Source organism: Streptomyces sp. NBC_00258 (assembly GCF_036182465.1).
In the GTDB taxonomy this organism is placed as follows: domain Bacteria; phylum Actinomycetota; class Actinomycetes; order Streptomycetales; family Streptomycetaceae; genus Streptomyces.
On sequence record NZ_CP108081.1, the window covers coordinates 890603 to 905386 of the forward strand.

General features: G+C 68.2%; 14 protein-coding genes and 3 pseudogenes. 9 read left to right on the top strand and 8 right to left on the bottom strand.

The genetic code is table 11. The features are described 5' to 3' along the window. Window positions 1-222: 222 nt before the first annotated feature. Window positions 223-486 (bottom strand): hypothetical protein, encoded by a 264-nt coding sequence (locus OG718_RS04180; RefSeq protein ID WP_328843293.1) that lies wholly within the window; start codon window positions 484-486, stop codon window positions 223-225. 36 nt (window positions 487-522) lie between these two features. Here OG718_RS04180 and OG718_RS04185 point away from each other — a divergent pair. Beyond that, window positions 523-1140: pseudogene (locus OG718_RS04185) on the top strand (DUF6000 family protein). Window positions 1141-1234: 94 nt separating this feature from the next. Here OG718_RS04185 and OG718_RS04190 read toward each other — a convergent pair. The 4 genes from OG718_RS04190 to OG718_RS04205 form a co-directional block, all read right to left on the bottom strand. Then, complete coding sequence (locus tag OG718_RS04190) at window positions 1235-1525, bottom strand: WhiB family transcriptional regulator (protein ID WP_328843294.1); 291 nt, start codon at window positions 1523-1525, stop codon at window positions 1235-1237. 57 nt (window positions 1526-1582) lie between these two features. Next, window positions 1583-1873, bottom strand: coding sequence for a hypothetical protein (locus OG718_RS04195; RefSeq protein ID WP_328843295.1), 291 nt, complete (start codon window positions 1871-1873; stop codon window positions 1583-1585). Continuing rightward, entirely contained in the window at window positions 1854-2561 is a 708-nt protein-coding gene (locus tag OG718_RS04200) for a GGDEF domain-containing protein (RefSeq protein WP_328843296.1), read from the bottom strand. The genes OG718_RS04195 and OG718_RS04200 overlap by 20 nt, the downstream gene beginning before the upstream one ends. A 189-nt stretch (window positions 2562-2750) precedes the next feature. Further along, window positions 2751-3281, bottom strand: coding sequence for a hypothetical protein (locus OG718_RS04205; protein WP_328843297.1), 531 nt, complete (start codon window positions 3279-3281; stop codon window positions 2751-2753). A 406-nt stretch (window positions 3282-3687) separates the two neighbouring features. Here OG718_RS04205 and OG718_RS04210 point away from each other — a divergent pair, with 406 nt between their 5' ends. Further along, the gene (locus OG718_RS04210) at window positions 3688-4224 is read left to right on the top strand and encodes a 2'-5' RNA ligase family protein (protein ID WP_328843298.1); all 537 of its coding nucleotides are present in this window, start codon (window positions 3688-3690) and stop codon (window positions 4222-4224) included. A 19-nt stretch (window positions 4225-4243) separates the two neighbouring features. Here the strand turns inward: OG718_RS04210 and OG718_RS04215 are convergent. After that, window positions 4244-4357: pseudogene (locus OG718_RS04215) on the bottom strand (IS21-like element helper ATPase IstB); the annotation flags it as partial. 15 nt (window positions 4358-4372) lie between these two features. Further along, window positions 4373-4654: a Pycsar system effector family protein gene (locus OG718_RS04220; RefSeq protein ID WP_328843299.1), complete on the bottom strand. Its 282-nt coding sequence runs from the start codon at window positions 4652-4654 to the stop codon at window positions 4373-4375. Between the two features lie 146 nt (window positions 4655-4800). Between OG718_RS04220 and OG718_RS04225 the strand changes: the two genes are divergently transcribed. The 3 genes from OG718_RS04225 to OG718_RS04235 all read left to right on the top strand — a co-directional run bounded on the left by OG718_RS04225 (window position 4801) and on the right by OG718_RS04235 (window position 7116). After that, window positions 4801-5142 carry a PadR family transcriptional regulator gene (locus OG718_RS04225; protein WP_143644590.1) on the top strand — a complete coding sequence of 114 codons (342 nt, stop codon included), beginning with the start codon at window positions 4801-4803 and terminating at the stop codon, window positions 5140-5142. Further along, a complete protein-coding gene (locus OG718_RS04230) occupies window positions 5139-6098 on the top strand; it encodes a hypothetical protein (protein ID WP_328843300.1) in 960 nt (319 codons plus the stop codon). Before OG718_RS04225 ends, OG718_RS04230 begins: the two co-directional genes overlap by 4 nt. Window positions 6099-6192: 94 nt before the next feature. After that, a complete protein-coding gene (locus tag OG718_RS04235; protein WP_328843301.1) occupies window positions 6193-7116 on the top strand; it encodes a phosphatase PAP2 family protein in 924 nt (307 codons plus the stop codon). A gap of 11 nt (window positions 7117-7127) precedes the next feature. Here the strand turns inward: OG718_RS04235 and OG718_RS04240 are convergent. After that, window positions 7128-7322: pseudogene (locus OG718_RS04240) on the bottom strand (transposase); the annotation flags it as partial. 1006 nt (window positions 7323-8328) lie between these two features. Between OG718_RS04240 and OG718_RS04245 the strand changes: the two are divergent. The 4 genes from OG718_RS04245 (at window position 8329) to OG718_RS04260 (ending at window position 14773) form a co-directional block, all read left to right on the top strand. Further along, window positions 8329-9489: a hypothetical protein gene (locus OG718_RS04245; protein ID WP_328843302.1), complete on the top strand. Its 1161-nt coding sequence runs from the start codon at window positions 8329-8331 to the stop codon at window positions 9487-9489. Between the two features lie 690 nt (window positions 9490-10179). Further along, on the top strand, window positions 10180-12000 hold the full coding sequence (locus tag OG718_RS04250; RefSeq protein ID WP_328843303.1) for an IS481 family transposase: 1821 nt from the start codon (window positions 10180-10182) through the stop codon (window positions 11998-12000). A gap of 186 nt (window positions 12001-12186) precedes the next feature. After that, entirely contained in the window at window positions 12187-12963 is a 777-nt protein-coding gene (locus OG718_RS04255) for a hypothetical protein (protein WP_328843304.1), read from the top strand. Between the two features lie 625 nt (window positions 12964-13588). Then, entirely contained in the window at window positions 13589-14773 is a 1185-nt protein-coding gene (locus OG718_RS04260) for a lactonase family protein (RefSeq protein WP_328843305.1), read from the top strand. Window positions 14774-14784 lie beyond the last annotated feature (11 nt).

Consider the following 14784-nt stretch of genomic DNA (forward strand, 5'->3'; position numbering starts at 1 on the left):
GGGGCGTGGGCGCTCAGGTGGGACGCCATACTGGGGTCCTTCCTCTCGTCTCGTACGGGATGGATGGGCCCGGGGCAGCCGACAAAGCCGCCAAGCACAGGCGGCTGTCCCGGGGCGGAACTGGGTTCGAAGTCGCTGGAGTTGGTCCATGGAGGGGCTCTTCCAGGAGCCACTGCGCTGCCCCGGTTCTGCGGGAGCCGGCCAGGACAGCGCAGAGTGCGCTCAACTCAGGTCGGACGTGTGGATGACGGCTCGAAGCCGGGACCCGATCCAGGCTCCAACCTGCGGGGATACGGCGTTGCCGAACCCGTCGACCTGGCTGCCGGCGGGACCCCAGACGGTGAAGGTGCCGCGGTAGTCGCGGAAGTCGATGTCGAAGCCGCAGCCTCGGCCGATCTCTCCAGACTTCTCGACGACCTCGGCGAGCCCTCGGGTGATGCCCACGAGAATCCGTGACCTGGGAATCCGCTGGACCGGCCCGTCCACCGCAGCCAGGATGCGTCCATGCCCTTCCCTGAGCCGATGCCCGACCCGGGAACCGACACCCTCCGCCGCTACGTGATGGCTACGCCGAGCCCCAAGACGGGGCGCTACCTGGACCTGCTCCACGGCAACTTCGTCAGGCTGCCCGCCGAAGAACGCAAAGAGTTCCTCCAGGCCCTCGGCCTCGACTCGAGGAGCGTCACTGACGCCCAACTCGAATTCATGCTCCAGCCCAACTGGCGCTCCCGCATAACCGCGGCATGGCTGATCGGGCTGGACCGCCGCGAGCAGTTCCGCGAGCGCATTGGTGACCTCCTGCTCGCCAGCGAACTCACGTAAGCAGGCCAGGGTTACTGCGTCGCACTCGCCCTGCTCGGCACCACCGAAGACGCGGCCCTGCTTAGCACCTACCTGGACCACTACCTCCTGCGGCCCGAGTGCCGATACGACCAGGAATGGGCGCTGGGCGCGCTCCTGCACCTCGACGGAGCCCTCGGCACCACGTACGCCGCCGGGTTCCTGGACCCGGACGGACTCTGGAGTCAATGGGCCAACGACCGAAACACGCCCCCGGAAAAGCTGAGGCAGTACATCGGTGAAATGTGCGCCCTCGCCGACGAGCACGCGCAGCACAATGCCCCTCCCGGGCACCCCTGACCGAGCGCACTCGATCGGGTCCGTGGCGGTGTGGCGCTTCTTCTTGGACACGGGGCCATCAGGCGACGACGCCGACCCAGTCGAGTCCGTGCCGCTACTGAAGGCGGCGGCGCAGCCCGGCGCGGTCCCAGGAGGTGGTCGCTGCCCAGATGCCGGTGGGTGTCAGCTTCGGGTTGGCGAGCGCCCACTTGAGGCAGCCTGCGGCGATGGGGCAGCCGCGGCAGGCCGTGCGGGCACGCTCGATGCGGTCCCGGTCTTCCTTGCTGTTCTGACCGAGCTCATGGACGAACAGAGCGGGGTTCGTGCGGCAGGCCAGCGTGCTGTTGGTGTGGGGGAAGGGGATGCGGGGATCGGCCTCGGGGGCCGGGGCAGTCGCAGTGCGCATGGATGAGCCTCCTTGCGGAGCGATCGAAAAAAGGGGGGAGGAAGAGGGGCCACGCGGTCAGGCGTGGCCGTCGTCGGCCTTGGCCTTGCCGCGCTTGGGCTGCGGGTCGGAGGCGAACCGGCCGCTCTGCCGCGCTTTCACGGGGTTGGCGGTGATCCACTCCTCGGCGCAGACCTTGTGGACCGGTTCCTCGCGGTGGGAGCGCATAGGCGTCGGCTTGGTGCACAGCACGCACGGCAGGTCCGTCCAGCGGTCGAAATGCTGGTGGTGCTTCCAGACCAGGAGCTCGCCGGGAGCCGGGACCAGGCCCGGCTCGAACGGCTCCGGCTTACAGGGCCTGGCGGTCATGCGGCGGGCAGGTGGGTGCCGGACGGCGGCCGTGGACCGCGGGCGCGTAGGCATCCTGACGGGTCGCCACGTATCCGAGCGGCTGCTGGCCGGTCTTCACCTGGTACATCGCCGTGTCCGCGCCGCGCAGGATCCGGGAGGCGCCGGCCGCGTCGGGCAGGTCGGATGCGCGGGCGATACCGATGGACACCGCCAGGCGCAGGATCTGCCCCTCGATGTCGCGCAGCAGCTGCCCGTCGTGAGGGACGGGCTGCGCCCACACCTCGCGCAGCGCGAGGACCTCGCGGACCGCCGCGGCGCGCGGAAACAGCAGCGCGACGCCGAACTCGTCACCTCCCAGGCGGGCGGCGAGCCCGCTGCGGGCGGCGGCCCACGTGCTCAGACGGCGGCCGGTCGTGGCGATCAGGGCGTCACCGGCGGCGTGCCCACGGGTGTCGTTGACGGTCTTCAGGCCGTCGACGTCGGCGACCAGGACGTGCAGGAGCTCGCGGCGGGTGTGGGCGAGCCGGACGGTGCGCTCCATCAGGATGTCGCGGAAGGGCATGCCGGTGAGCGGGTCACGGCGGGCGGTATGCAGCTGGCGGCGTACACGGACGTCGTCCGCGAGGACCGCCAGGGCGAGCGGCACGGCGGCCGCGGCGATGACGAGTGTGCGGGACGGCAGCCGTAAGGCGCCGGATCCGGGCATGATGGTCTCCGTTCTCACCCCTTTGCGGGCGGGCATGGGAGAGGCGCACCCCGAGCTGTCGAGGCGTAGGGGGTGCGCCTCTTGTCTTTGATCATTCGTTCCTGGTCTGACCAGGCGGTCGGGCATCCTGGATGGTGCTTGTCGTCGCGTGACGGAGACGGGAAGCACCCGGGACGGCCGGCCTGCCTCTTAGCCGATGCTGCGGGCGTCCCGGGGCCCTCCCGTCAGAGCGGGAACCGCCTGGACGCTGTGGCAGTCCGGCGCGCGGTCGTCGTGCAGGGACCGGCCGTAGGTCGGCCGCAGCTCCGCAAGGATCTCAATGAGGACTTCTTCCGTGTCGACGGTGATGTCGGTGTAGCCGCGCTCGCAGGTGCACGGCACGATCAGCGTCAGCACGTCGCTCGCTCCGTCGGCCTCCGAGATGTGCAGCGTGTGGTGCAGCCACAGGCCGCCACCCAGGAACGCCACCGCGGACGCCTCAAAGCGGCGCATCCGGTGCTCTCGTACGGCGGGGTAGCCCTGCCAGGCCTCGGAGTCGACGGCCTGAGCGAGCGAGTAGGTGTAGGCGCGGTAGACCAGGTGCACTGCACTCGTCTCGGCTGCGTCGCGCTCTTCTTGCTCGGCGGCCTCGTCGTCGGCCGCGGCGGCGATCTCCATCAGGTGGGCTAGCGGGGAGTCCGAATCGTACGGGCTGACTGTGGGGTGCAGGGTGTCGGCCATGGCTCTCCTGTCCGGGTGGGTGGTGTGCGGGCCGGGCTGTCCGGTCCTGCGCCCGGACCCGCACCTGTCGCCGGTTGGGCGGGGTGCGGAGCGGGACGTAGGACCGTCAGGCCAGGGCGCCGATCGCGGCCAGGAGAAACAGGGCGAGGGCGGACAGGATCAGGTCGACCGCGCGCCGCAGGTGCGTGAACTTCCGCAGGGCGATCACGGACAGGACCTGAATGGCTTCGACAATGTGAGCTGGCCCCGTTCGACAGCGGGATTTGGCCTCACTTGGTGATCTCGCGGGCGTGATCTGTCACTGTGATCTGGCCCCACCTGTGTGCCTGGCTGGTGCTCCGTCCCTGCTGGCACGGCGGTGATTTTCGGGTCGCCGCCGGTCGGGGCTCGCTGATAGACAGATGCGATGGCGGATGAGGACGCGCAAGGATCCCAGGCAGGGCAGTCGGGGCTGATCGTGAGGGTTCCGGAGGCGGAGCCTTTGGTGCGAGCGTGGCGTGACCGGCTTGACCCCTCGGCCCGTGCGGGTGTTCCGGCGCATGTCACCGTGCTCTTCCCGTTTCTCGACGCGAGCCGCATTGACGAGGGTGCCTGCGCCGCGATCGGCGAGGTACTAGGTCGGCACCAGTCCTTCGAGGCCCGGTTCGACCACTGCGGCCGGTTCCCTGGAGTGCTGTATCTCGCCCCCGAACCGGACACTGGCTTCCGGCGTCTCACCGAGGCCATCGTGGAGCGGTGGCCGGAGAACCCGCCGTTCGGTGGGCAGTTCGACGATGTAGTCCCGCATCTGACCGTCGCTCAGGGCCAGGACGAGGCTGTCGTGGAGAAGGCCGAGGCCGATCTGCTCACCGGTCTCCCCGTTGTCGCGCAGGTCTCGTCGGTCGACTTGCTGGTCCACGACGGGACGCGGTGGCGGCAGCGGGCCTCCTTCCCGCTGGGGTAGGCGCGGTTGCGCTGGTCGGTCAGCCGTTGCCCTGTTGGTTCTTGGCGTGTGCGAGGCGGTAGGAGTCGGTGCCGGTCTCGATGATGTTGCCGCCAAAGGTGAGCCGGTCCACGATGGCCACCAAGACCGGTGGGGCCAGCCCTGGCTGTCAGGTGGGGCCACGAACCGTTGTCAAAGCCACCTGAATGCGGGCTGTCCGGCTGTCGCCGTCCATGCAGGCGCGGATCTCGGCCTCCGTCAGGCGTGCCCAGTACGGGAACGAGGCCCGGTCGCCGCCGCCCAAGCGGGGCCACACGACCAGGAGCAGAAGCACGGAGGCGGCGGCCAGGGCGAGGACACCGGCGGCGCCGAAGACCCGCGTGACACTCGGCAGCTGGTTGTTGGCGAGGGAGGTGAGTCCGGCGAGGACGGCTCCGGTGAAGGAGAGCATCCGTCAACGCCGCGCGGGTGCGTCGAGGAGATCACCGTCGCGCCCGCCGGCCGGGAGAGGGTAACGCTCGCCGCGGGCGTGGGGGTGCTGCCGGTGATCACCCAGTGCTGGCAGATATATTTCGTAGCTCGATATATGCTCGGTGCATGACCAGACAGAATCCGCCCTTGACGGAACCGCAGTACTTCATCCTTGCTGCACTCATGGATGGTCCGTTGCACGGTTACGGCATCATCAAGGCTGCCGAGCAGGCCACCGACGGGCGGCTCCGGATCGCTGTCGGCACTCTCTACGGCGCGCTGGAGCGGATGGAGCGGGCCGGGCTGGTGGCCGCCGGCCATGAGGAGATCGTGGACGGGCGGGCGCGGCGCTACTACCGGCTCACCGAGGACGGCAACCAGGCGCTCGGCCGGGAGGCGCTGCGGATGCAGCAGGCGGCGGCCGTCGTCATCGGACACTCGCGGGATGCCGGAGCGGCCCCGGCATGAACCGTCTGCTGCTTGCGGCCTATCCCGAGCCCTACCGCTCCCGGCAGGGAGAGGAGGTACTGGCCTGCCTGTCCGAGGCGTATCCCGGCCGCTCCTGGCCCCCGCCGCGGGAAGTTGCCGCCTTGGTGCGCGCCGGGGTGCAAGCCCGCACCCGTGCCACCGTTGACGACACCACTCGGCCGTGGTGGCTGGACGGCATCCATCTGGCCGCCCTGGCCCTCGCCGCGCTGGCGCTGGTTCCGTACCTGCAGGATGTGTGGCACTGGGCACTGCACATCAACCCCGGACAACACGCCATCGCCTTCCCCTTCTCCGGCTGGTACCCGTGGGCCCAAGGTCCCGGCGGCCGGACACGGCTGCTGCCCTACGGGCTGCTCCCGCTGGTCTGCCTGATCGCCCTGCTGCGCGGCAGGGCCTGGATCGCACTGCCGACCGCAACGATGATGATCTACGCCGGTGCCACATTCAACAGCACTACGCTCTTCGGCGACGAGGGCAAGAGGGGCCTGAGCTACTACGGTCTCGGCACACCGATAACCGCCCGTGACCTGGTGCTCTCGGGGACACTGTGCGCCGCGTGCGCCGTGCTGGCGCTCTGCCGTCCCAGCCGCCTGCGACGCCGCTCCTACCGCTGGCTGGCCCCCGTCGTACTCGCCATGTTCATTGCCGGGAGCCTGCACATCATCTCCGTCAGTCCGGCTTTCCAGCGCGGCTTGTTCGTCCTCGAAGCCACCGCGCTGCTCGCCGCGTGGGTTGCGACGGCAGCCACCGGCGACCACCGGTGGCTGATCCCCGTCGCAGCGGTCGCGATCGTCCGCACGCAGGCGATCGTCGTCCAGCCGGACGCGTTCATGCAGTCCTTTCCGGACCTGGTCGTCTTCCTCCTGCTGATCGCACCCCTCCCCGCCCTGGCGATCACCGCCCAGCGCCGACAGGGGCAGGCACTCGCCGAATAGGAGCGGACCCCTGGTGGGCCGGCCGAGCCCGGCGGCCCACGTCGCGCCACAAAACGTGCGTAACCGAACTCCCCCCAACGGAAGAAACAGAGCGATGACTCAGCACGATTCCCCGACCCTGCCCGCGCACCGTCCGGAGGCCTCAAGACAGGCCCCCAAGGCCCCTGACGACCCCAGCCCGTCGCGTACGACACGGCCGTGGATGCCGGCTCTGCTATACACCCTGGGGTTCCTGACGGTCTACCTGCTCGCCATCTGCACCCCGTGGGGGCAACGAGCCGAGAACACATGGTTTGATCTCGGTGGAGACAACCCCGAAGACGTATGGATCTACCCCTTGTCAGGAGCGGAATACGGCTCGACGCCCCTGCCGCCGCTGGAATTGAGCGCCAAGCCCACCCTGATGGTGGGCCTGGCCGTCATCGTGGTCCTCACTCTGGTGCGACGGTGCTGGCGACAGGGATGCGCGGCGCTCGGGATCGTCATTCTCACGGCCGGAAGCCAGGACGTGCTCAAATCGACCATCCTGCCCCGCCCCGATCTGGTGGGCGCGCCGGAGAATCTTCTTGATCAGGGTTTCCCCAGCGGGCACACGGCCATCCCCGCCGCACTGACCCTCGCCGCCGTCCTGATGGTTTCCCCCCGCATCCGCCCCTACGTCGCCACGGCCGGCGTGCTGTGGCTCGCCTGCATCGCCGCCTACAGCGCGACCAACGGCGGCCACCGGCCCAGCGAAGTTCTGGGAGCCGCACTGCTGGCCTGTGCCTGTTACGGCCTCGCAAACTGGCTGCTGCCGCCGGCCGCCACGCCAGGCGCCACCCAGAGCCCCCGTGCGCTGCCCGTCATCACCCTGACCCTGGCACTGGCCGTCGCCCTCGTTTCCGCCGCACGGAACGACACCCTCACAAGGTCACTGGTCTCCGCGGCGACGGCCTTCATATGTGCGGCCCTGGTCTGGTACGCCGCAGTCGGGCGGCCCGCACACACCGCACGCCGCACACGCCCCGCACTGGACTGACCACCCGGCCGGAAGGCCCAGAGGTCGCCGGCGTGGTTGAGGCGGTCGTTCTTCACCCACCGGCGGGTGATGCTCGACTTCTTGCCGGAAGCCCTCGTGACGAGGGAAGCGCCCGCGTAGGCCTTCAGGCCGCGGGCGTCGGCGAACCGGTTCCGGTCGTCTCCGATCTCGGCGAGCACCCGGGGTGCTCTCGACTGGCCCGGACCGTCCTTACCCGGGGATTAGGAGTCGGTGCCGGTCTCGATGATGTTGCCGCCAAAGGTGAGCCGGTCCACGATGGCCACCAAGACCGGTGGGGCCAGCCCTGGCCGTCAGGTGGGGCCACGAACCGTTGTCAAAGCCACCTGAATGCGGGCTGTCCGGCTGTCGCCGTCCATGTAGGCGCGGATCTCGGCTTCCGTCAGGCGTGCCACCGAACTAACTGAAGCATCTGTGCAGGTCAAAGTGCTGTTGTGCCAGCTTCCCGGCATGCCTGAACGGAGCGAGTCCGTCACGGACTTGAGGAAACTTGCACTGCCCGAGGTCGGGCAATTAGTAAGGATCGAGAACCCGTGGGAGCCGTCCGTACAACCTGTTCCTGCCGGATCAACGTGCCGACGACTGAATGTGCGGCTACTTCACGTCCAAGGGCGAACGCCCTTGGCGACCGATCAGCGAGGACTGGCTGGAGTACGTGGAGGAGGATCCAGAGTCCGGCGCGATGAGCTGGGACATCGAGGCGACTGAGCTGCGGCGGTGCTTTGGCCGGCGGCTTCAGAGGGCCGTTCGGGAAGCCAACTCTGCACGCTTCGAGTTCGGTGAGACACCCGGGCGCCGACCAACCTCCGCCTCGCCGACCGCATCATCGTCCTCGACCAAGGCCGCATTCGGGAACAAGGAAGCTGCGCCATTGTGACGTAGCTGGTCAGGGAGATGGTGTGACGCTGGCTCGGTGTTCTTCGACCAGCTGCCTCCTCGAAGCTGCCGGCGATAGTGGATGAGGACGATCTGGTGGCAGAAAATGGTGGACTGTGATCGGCGCCGTAGGTCTCCCGGATCGCGCTGGCCATACTGGCCGGGGCTCTGGTGCGGGTCGCCGTAGTACACGGAAATCATCGGGCAGATATGGCTGATCGGGGGTTTCCTCTGGTCAGAGCTGGACATGGCTTCGGTCGCTGCCAACTCCCCCTGTAGCCAAGGAATTTCGTCGAGGGCTCGGTCATACTCTCTAACATGATGGACGTACTTATCGGCGTGTTGGGTGCGGTCATTGCGGCGGCCATCGGAGCGTGGGCCGTCCTGCGTGCGCGCCGGCCACGACGGGCGGATGTGGAAGCGGTCGACGCGACCCCCCTGGAGATCGCGCGCCAACACGAGCGGGACGCGATGCAGGAGTTCGTGCGCGGACATGATGAGGACGCGAGGCGGCTGATGACCGAGTTGCAGCGCGCCCGCGATCAAGCCGCCCGCGAGCGGGCCACCTCCCAGCCGCCCCAGCCAGCACCGCGCGCCCCGGCTCGGAGGGCCCTGTCACCGTCGGGCGAGGGTCCGCGGGTGGAGCCGATCGACGTCTCGGTACCGGACCGCCCGGCCAGATGGATGGACCCTCCAGTGGTTGACCTGAAGCTGCGAAACCGCGGCGGCGAGTCCGCAGTACTCAAGAGAATGGTCGTGGAGGTGCTGTGGGCACGCCGGATCACGGCGTTCAGCGATCTGCTGCCCTACGCGGACATCTCAGGGGGTGTGTGGCTGCCGCCGTCCGCTACTTACGTCCTCGAGCTCCCGGAGCCCGAGGACGCCGACGGCACCCGAATCACCGTTGGCCTCTCCCAGGTAATCGGTGCAGGCGAGGCCGACCGCTTCCATGTCCGTCTGAATACCGAGATCCCGCCAGGCGACGATTATCCCCACGAAGCCCCCGGCGCAATCTCGCTGTATATGCTGCGCCTGCACGTGCTCTATAACGCCGACGACCGGCAAGTGAAGTTTCGCCCGCTCGCCGTGGCTTGCCCGGGAAACCTCCTCCCGGTGCCCACCAAGAAGGCGATCAGGAAACGCATCACCGAGTTCCAAGCAAAGGTCGATGAGCTTCGGCGAAGGATCGACCAGGAGATGGCGACACGCGGAATGGAACCGTCCGACTGGATCGCCAACCCCCCGCGGACGCCCGGGGATCTGCCCGCCGATCTGGACGCACTCAGCCGTGGGTATCGAGTGAACGCAAACTTCTGGGATCCCAAGGGCGCGATCAGACTGTTCCTGGATGACGCTGAGCGCATCTGTCGCGAGATCAGCCAGCTCCCACTCAACTTGCCCGATGGGCTGGACCAGGCAGTTTCGGTGGCCCGGACCACACTCGGGGAGCTACCAGCGCTGCGCAGGGAGAACTCGTAGACCGCTCGGAGAACCTTGAAGCTGCAACGACCTCGTAGGCCGGGGAGCGACCGCCCTCCGTGTTCTTCGAGATGCTCAAGCTCCAGGAGGACCGATAATGAACCGCCAGGCGCAGTCTTGGGGTACCGCTCGATGAGCGTGCGCACCTCGTCGCTCACCGATGGCAGCGCCAAGGTATCCGCCCACTGGTAGGCATCATGCTCCGACAGCACCACAGCCCCGGCCTTCGCAACCGTGACCCGGAACGTGAACTGGCGCGTCGCCCGCTTTGTCCGCTCGCCCTTGGACCCCGGAGCTGGTTCGGAGAACAGGCTCGACTTGCCGTCGGTGCGGGCGATCTCGCTGCCGATCGCGGCGCAGGCCGCGTCCAGGTTCTTGTCGATGTCGGAGGCGGGGACCGTAGAGGCCGTCATGGGCGGGGTTCTCCTTCGGAACTCTCGTGATCAGGCGGCCAGTCGGTGGACGGCCTGGGCCGGTGAAGCGATGTACGTGGTCGGGTCGGCCGGGGTGCCGTCGTGACATTCCAGGCAGGTGCCGAGGGGGCGGAGCGGTACTGGCGCAGAGCACTTGTGTCGGTGTGAGGTCTCAGGAGATGCTTGACCGTTTGTGCTCCGGACATGGTTGACACGTTCGGCTGAACGTCCGCCATCCCCCAACTGCCGGTGCTGCAGGGCTGCTTCCGTCGGTGACGTGGATGTTCAGCAGTTGGCCGAATACCGCTACCGGGCTGTCCGCGAGGTGCTCGGTGGCTCCCCGATCGGTGAGGTCGCGGCCCGGTATGGCACCTCACGTCAAACGCTGCACAGCTGGCGGCGGCGGTTCGAGCAAGAGGGCATGCCCGGTCTGCTGGATCGCTCCCGGCGCCCGCGGAACAGTCCCACGCGCCTCTCTGCAGAGGTTGAAGCTGAGATCTGCGAACTGCGTCGCCGGCATCCCCGGTGGGGTGCCCGCCGGATCTCCCACGAGCTGTCCGGCCGCGGGCTGGAGGCGGCGCCTTCGCGGGCCACGGTGCATCGAGTGCTGTCCCGCAACGGCCTGGTCCGCACCCAGGAACAGCAACATCCGCGCAAGTACCGCCGGTGGCAGCGTGAGGCGCCCATGCACCTGTGGCAGATGGACCTGGTCGGCGGGGTTCCGCTGGCCGACGGCCGGGAGTGCAAGATGGTCACTGGCATCGACGATCACTCCCGGTTCGTCGTGATCGCCTCCGTCGTGGCCGTGCCCAGTGCCCGAGCGGTGTGCTCGGCCTTCACCGCCGCGATGCGCCGTTACGGGGTTCCCTTCGAGGTCCTGACGGACAACGGCAAGCAGTTCACCGGCCGTCATACCCGCCCCCAGCCGGTGGAGGTGCTCTTCGAGCGCATCTGCCGGGAGAACGGCATCACCCAGCGGCTGACCAAGCCGCGTTCACCCACCACCACGGGCAAGATCGAACGCTTTCACCGCACCCTGCGTGAGGAGTTCCTCGATCATGTGGCGCCGTTCGAGTCGCTAGCCGCGGCCCAGGAAGCGATCGACGGTTGGGTGCACGCCTACAACCACCAGCGCCCGCACCAGGCCCTGAGCATGGCCACCCCGATCAGTCTCTTCCGTCCCCATGCTGCCGTCCGCGGCGGTGCCCAGCATCCCGAACAGGCCGTCGCCGAGCTGGAGTTGTCCGTTGAGGCCGTCGAACCGCCTGTCCTGCCCCCGCAGGGCACCGCGATCGAGTTCGACGTGCGGGTGCCGCCCAGCGGTGAGATCGCCCTGGTGACGGGCAGGCAGCGAGTCGGCATCCACCAGGCACTGGCCGGCCGGACGCTGACGGTCTGGGCGAACCACCGCAGCGTCCACTTTCTCCTTGACGGGCACCTCGTCACCACGGTCCCGTCCCGGCTGCGGCCGGAGGATCTCGCCTACCTGACCATGCGCTACGGAGCCCGTCCGGCCGGTCCCGAGCCCGCACCCCCGGCCCTGCCCAGGGCCCGCAGCGGCACGGCCATTCTCGCCGCCGGCGAACCCGTCGAGGTCGACCGCAAGGTCCATCGCGACGGGATCGTCTGCCTGGCTGGGGGCCGCTACCAGGTCGGATTCGCCCTCGCCGGCCGCACGATCACCCTCCGTCTCGACGGACACCTCATGCACGCCATCGCCGACAACGCTCTGATGGGAACGTGGCCCTGTCCCGTTCCGGCCGACCGTCTGGGGCAGATCGACAGGGCTCGGACCGCGAGGTCTCCGCTGCCGCCTCCGCCCCTGCCGGCTGGTGCCATCCGAGCCCAGCGCAAGGTGCACGCGAGCGGCCGCTTCATGATCAACGGCCAGTTCATCAAGCTCGGCCCGCGGCATGCGGGAAAGATCGTCACCGTCGTCATCGAGGACACCTACTACCGGATCCTGCACGGGGAGGACGAACTCGCTGTCAGACCCCGCAAGCACCTCGGGCCGATCACCAGGCTCTACGTCAAAGGCATGGGCACCCAGAAGGACCGTCAAGGATCTCCTGACGACAAACCGTCAAGGAAGTCCTGAGACCTCACACCGACACACTTGTTCCGTTGCTGTCGTATTCCTGTAGGCACGGTCCCGGCGATGGTTCGCCGAACTGCTGTGTATGAGGGAGCGAATTGGGACCCTGAGACCTTGGGGCTGGGATCTGAGTACGTGTACTCATGCACCTGGCCCTGCCTCACCGGAAGGTGGGGCAGGGGTGCGGAAATGAAGAAGACCATGGCGGCCCGGTGGCGCCGAGGCTATGGGCGGTGCACGCAAGCGGGCGGGCTGCTGCTGACATTCGCCCTGGTGGGACTGACTGCGGCGTGCTCCCGCGAGCCGGCGGACAAGGAACTGCGTACGCAGGCCACGTCATCCGAAGCGGAATCTCGCCGGGCAATGGAAGCGCGGAAGATACGCGCCCTGATCGCGCGCTTGACTGCTGTCGAAGGCCTGGAGCACTTGCTCACCCGCTCTATCGACTCCTGTCACGGGCCCCAAGACGGCTCGATATTCGAGAACAACCGGTCTCCGTACGCCCTCACGTGCAGCATGCGGGCCGACGCCTACTTCGGCGTCCGAGGAGAGATCACCGGCGTGTTGTCCCGGATCCGCGCGGCCAGCATCGCGACCTGGGGACCGCAGGACGGCGAGGGGCGGGATATGCCGTACGCGGCCGGCACCGTGACCTATGCGCTCGACTACCACCGCGCTCGAGGCAAGTTCCAGGACGGCACCCTGATGCCCGCGCCGACACTCGAAGCCCCTGGGCTCCGGCTCGACTGGGACCGGTCGGACCCGTCACTCCCGAATCGGGTTGAGGAGCCCGACCCGTGCCCCGAGACCGGGTCCGCCGTGATCTATTGGCGCTGCTCGATCGCTCCAGAGGACCCGATGACCGTGGCAGCCGCACGAGCCCGCTATGACACCGTTCTAACCCTCAGCCTCGGCCGCTGGGACTCCTCCGCGTACAACTACTTCACCGTGCCCCGCCGGCAATGATCCCTCGCGCGCCAGCGGTGAACAGCGGGAGTCTGTGCTGGCGCAGAGCACGCTGTTCGCGAGGAACGCGGTGATGTCAGCGGGCGTACGGAATCTGGCTGTCGAGGGTGTGACGGTGTAGCTGTGCTGGGCCAGGAGGGGCTGGACTTGGCCAAGGGGTCATGCCGGCCCGAATACTCTGCCCGGGTTGAGGATCCCGGCCGGGTCGAGAGCACGCTTCACCGGCGGGTCGCAACGGTAGGGAGGGTGTCAATCCCTGCACGACGGGCGCCCGATGACGGATGGGAACCACTACGCTCCCGGCTCTACGCGCTGGATGCTGACACCGGCCGGACCCCATGGTCCCGCCCCCTTCCCGACATCGCATTTCCGGAGGTGCACCAGGAGGTTTCGTCGCCTGCCCGCCGCCAGGAAGCCCTGTCGTCCTGCCATCAGGACCGTCTTACGAGAGTCTGACGCGGCCACCGTTCTGCATCGGCACACCGCTCCCACTGGCCACTCTGGTGTCGTCCACAGCCGTGTACCGCACTGCGCCGACATAGAGGAACGGAACATAGACATGTACAGCAGCCGCAAGACCCACCGTCGCACGAGCCGGTCCGCCGACATACAAGGCGGTCACCGGGTGAAGTCCAGGACACGGCGCATCGTGGTCGGCGGCGGGGCCCTGGCCATCGCCGGGGCCGCGACGGTGGCTGTGTCACTGGCCTCGGCGAGCCAGTACTCCGGGAGCACGGCCGGGGCCGACCATGCGGTCTTCGTCCAGGGCAACGAGCTGGACGGCAACACCATCCATGTGTTCGCGCGGGACGACGACGGCAAACTGAGTCCCTCGGGGACCTTCGCGACCGGTGGCCAGGGCGGTGACCAGGTCGACGCACCCACCGACTCGCTCGCCTCCCAGGGCTCACTCGTCTACGACGACCCTTCAGGCATGCTGCTGGCCGTCAACGCGGGCAGCGGCACGGTGACCTCCTTCCGCGTCGAAGGGCAACAGCTCAAGGACCGGCGCGTCGTGGACTCCGGCGGCGAGTTCCCGGCCAGTATCGCCGTGCACGGCAAGGTCGCGTACGTCATGAACGCCGGCGGCGAGGGCAGCGTCCAGGGCTTCAGGATCACCAGCAAGGGGCTCAAGCCCCTGAAGGGGTCCCACCGTTCCCTGAGCCTGGACAACGAGGACACACCGCGCTTCGACACCTCGCCGGGCGAGGTCGAATTCGCCCCGGACGGTCGCAATCTGATCGTCACCACCAAGGGCAACAACACCGTCGAGGTCTTCCCGATGAAGCCGAACGGCCTGCCAGCCGTCGCCGAACCGGTCGTCAACAAGTCGGCCGGCGGCGTGCCGTTTGCGATCAGCTTCGACGGGACCGGGAAGCGGATGCTGGTCGCCGAGGCCGAGAAGTCCACCGTCACCACGTACCAGGTGAAGCGCGACGGCAAGCTGAAGGTCCTTCAACAGCCCCTGGCCAGCGGCCAGGAGGTCCTGTGCTGGCTGGAGCGCGCGGGCGACTTCTTCTACGGCGGCAACACCGGAAACTCCACCGTCACCGGATACCGCATGGACAAGCGAGGCAAGCTGGCCCTGACCAACGAGGTGGGCATCGCCGCCCCGCCCTCCGCCAACTCGCAGGGCGTCATCGACCTCGCCGTGACCGAGGACGAGAGGTTCGTCTACGTCCAGAACGCCGTCTCCGGCACCGTCGACGGCTTCCGCGTCGAAGCCAACGGCTCCCTCACCAAGGTCACGACGGCCGAGGACCTTCCCGCCTTCGACGAGTCCGGCATGGAAGGCATCGCCGCCGTCTGACATCGGGACAC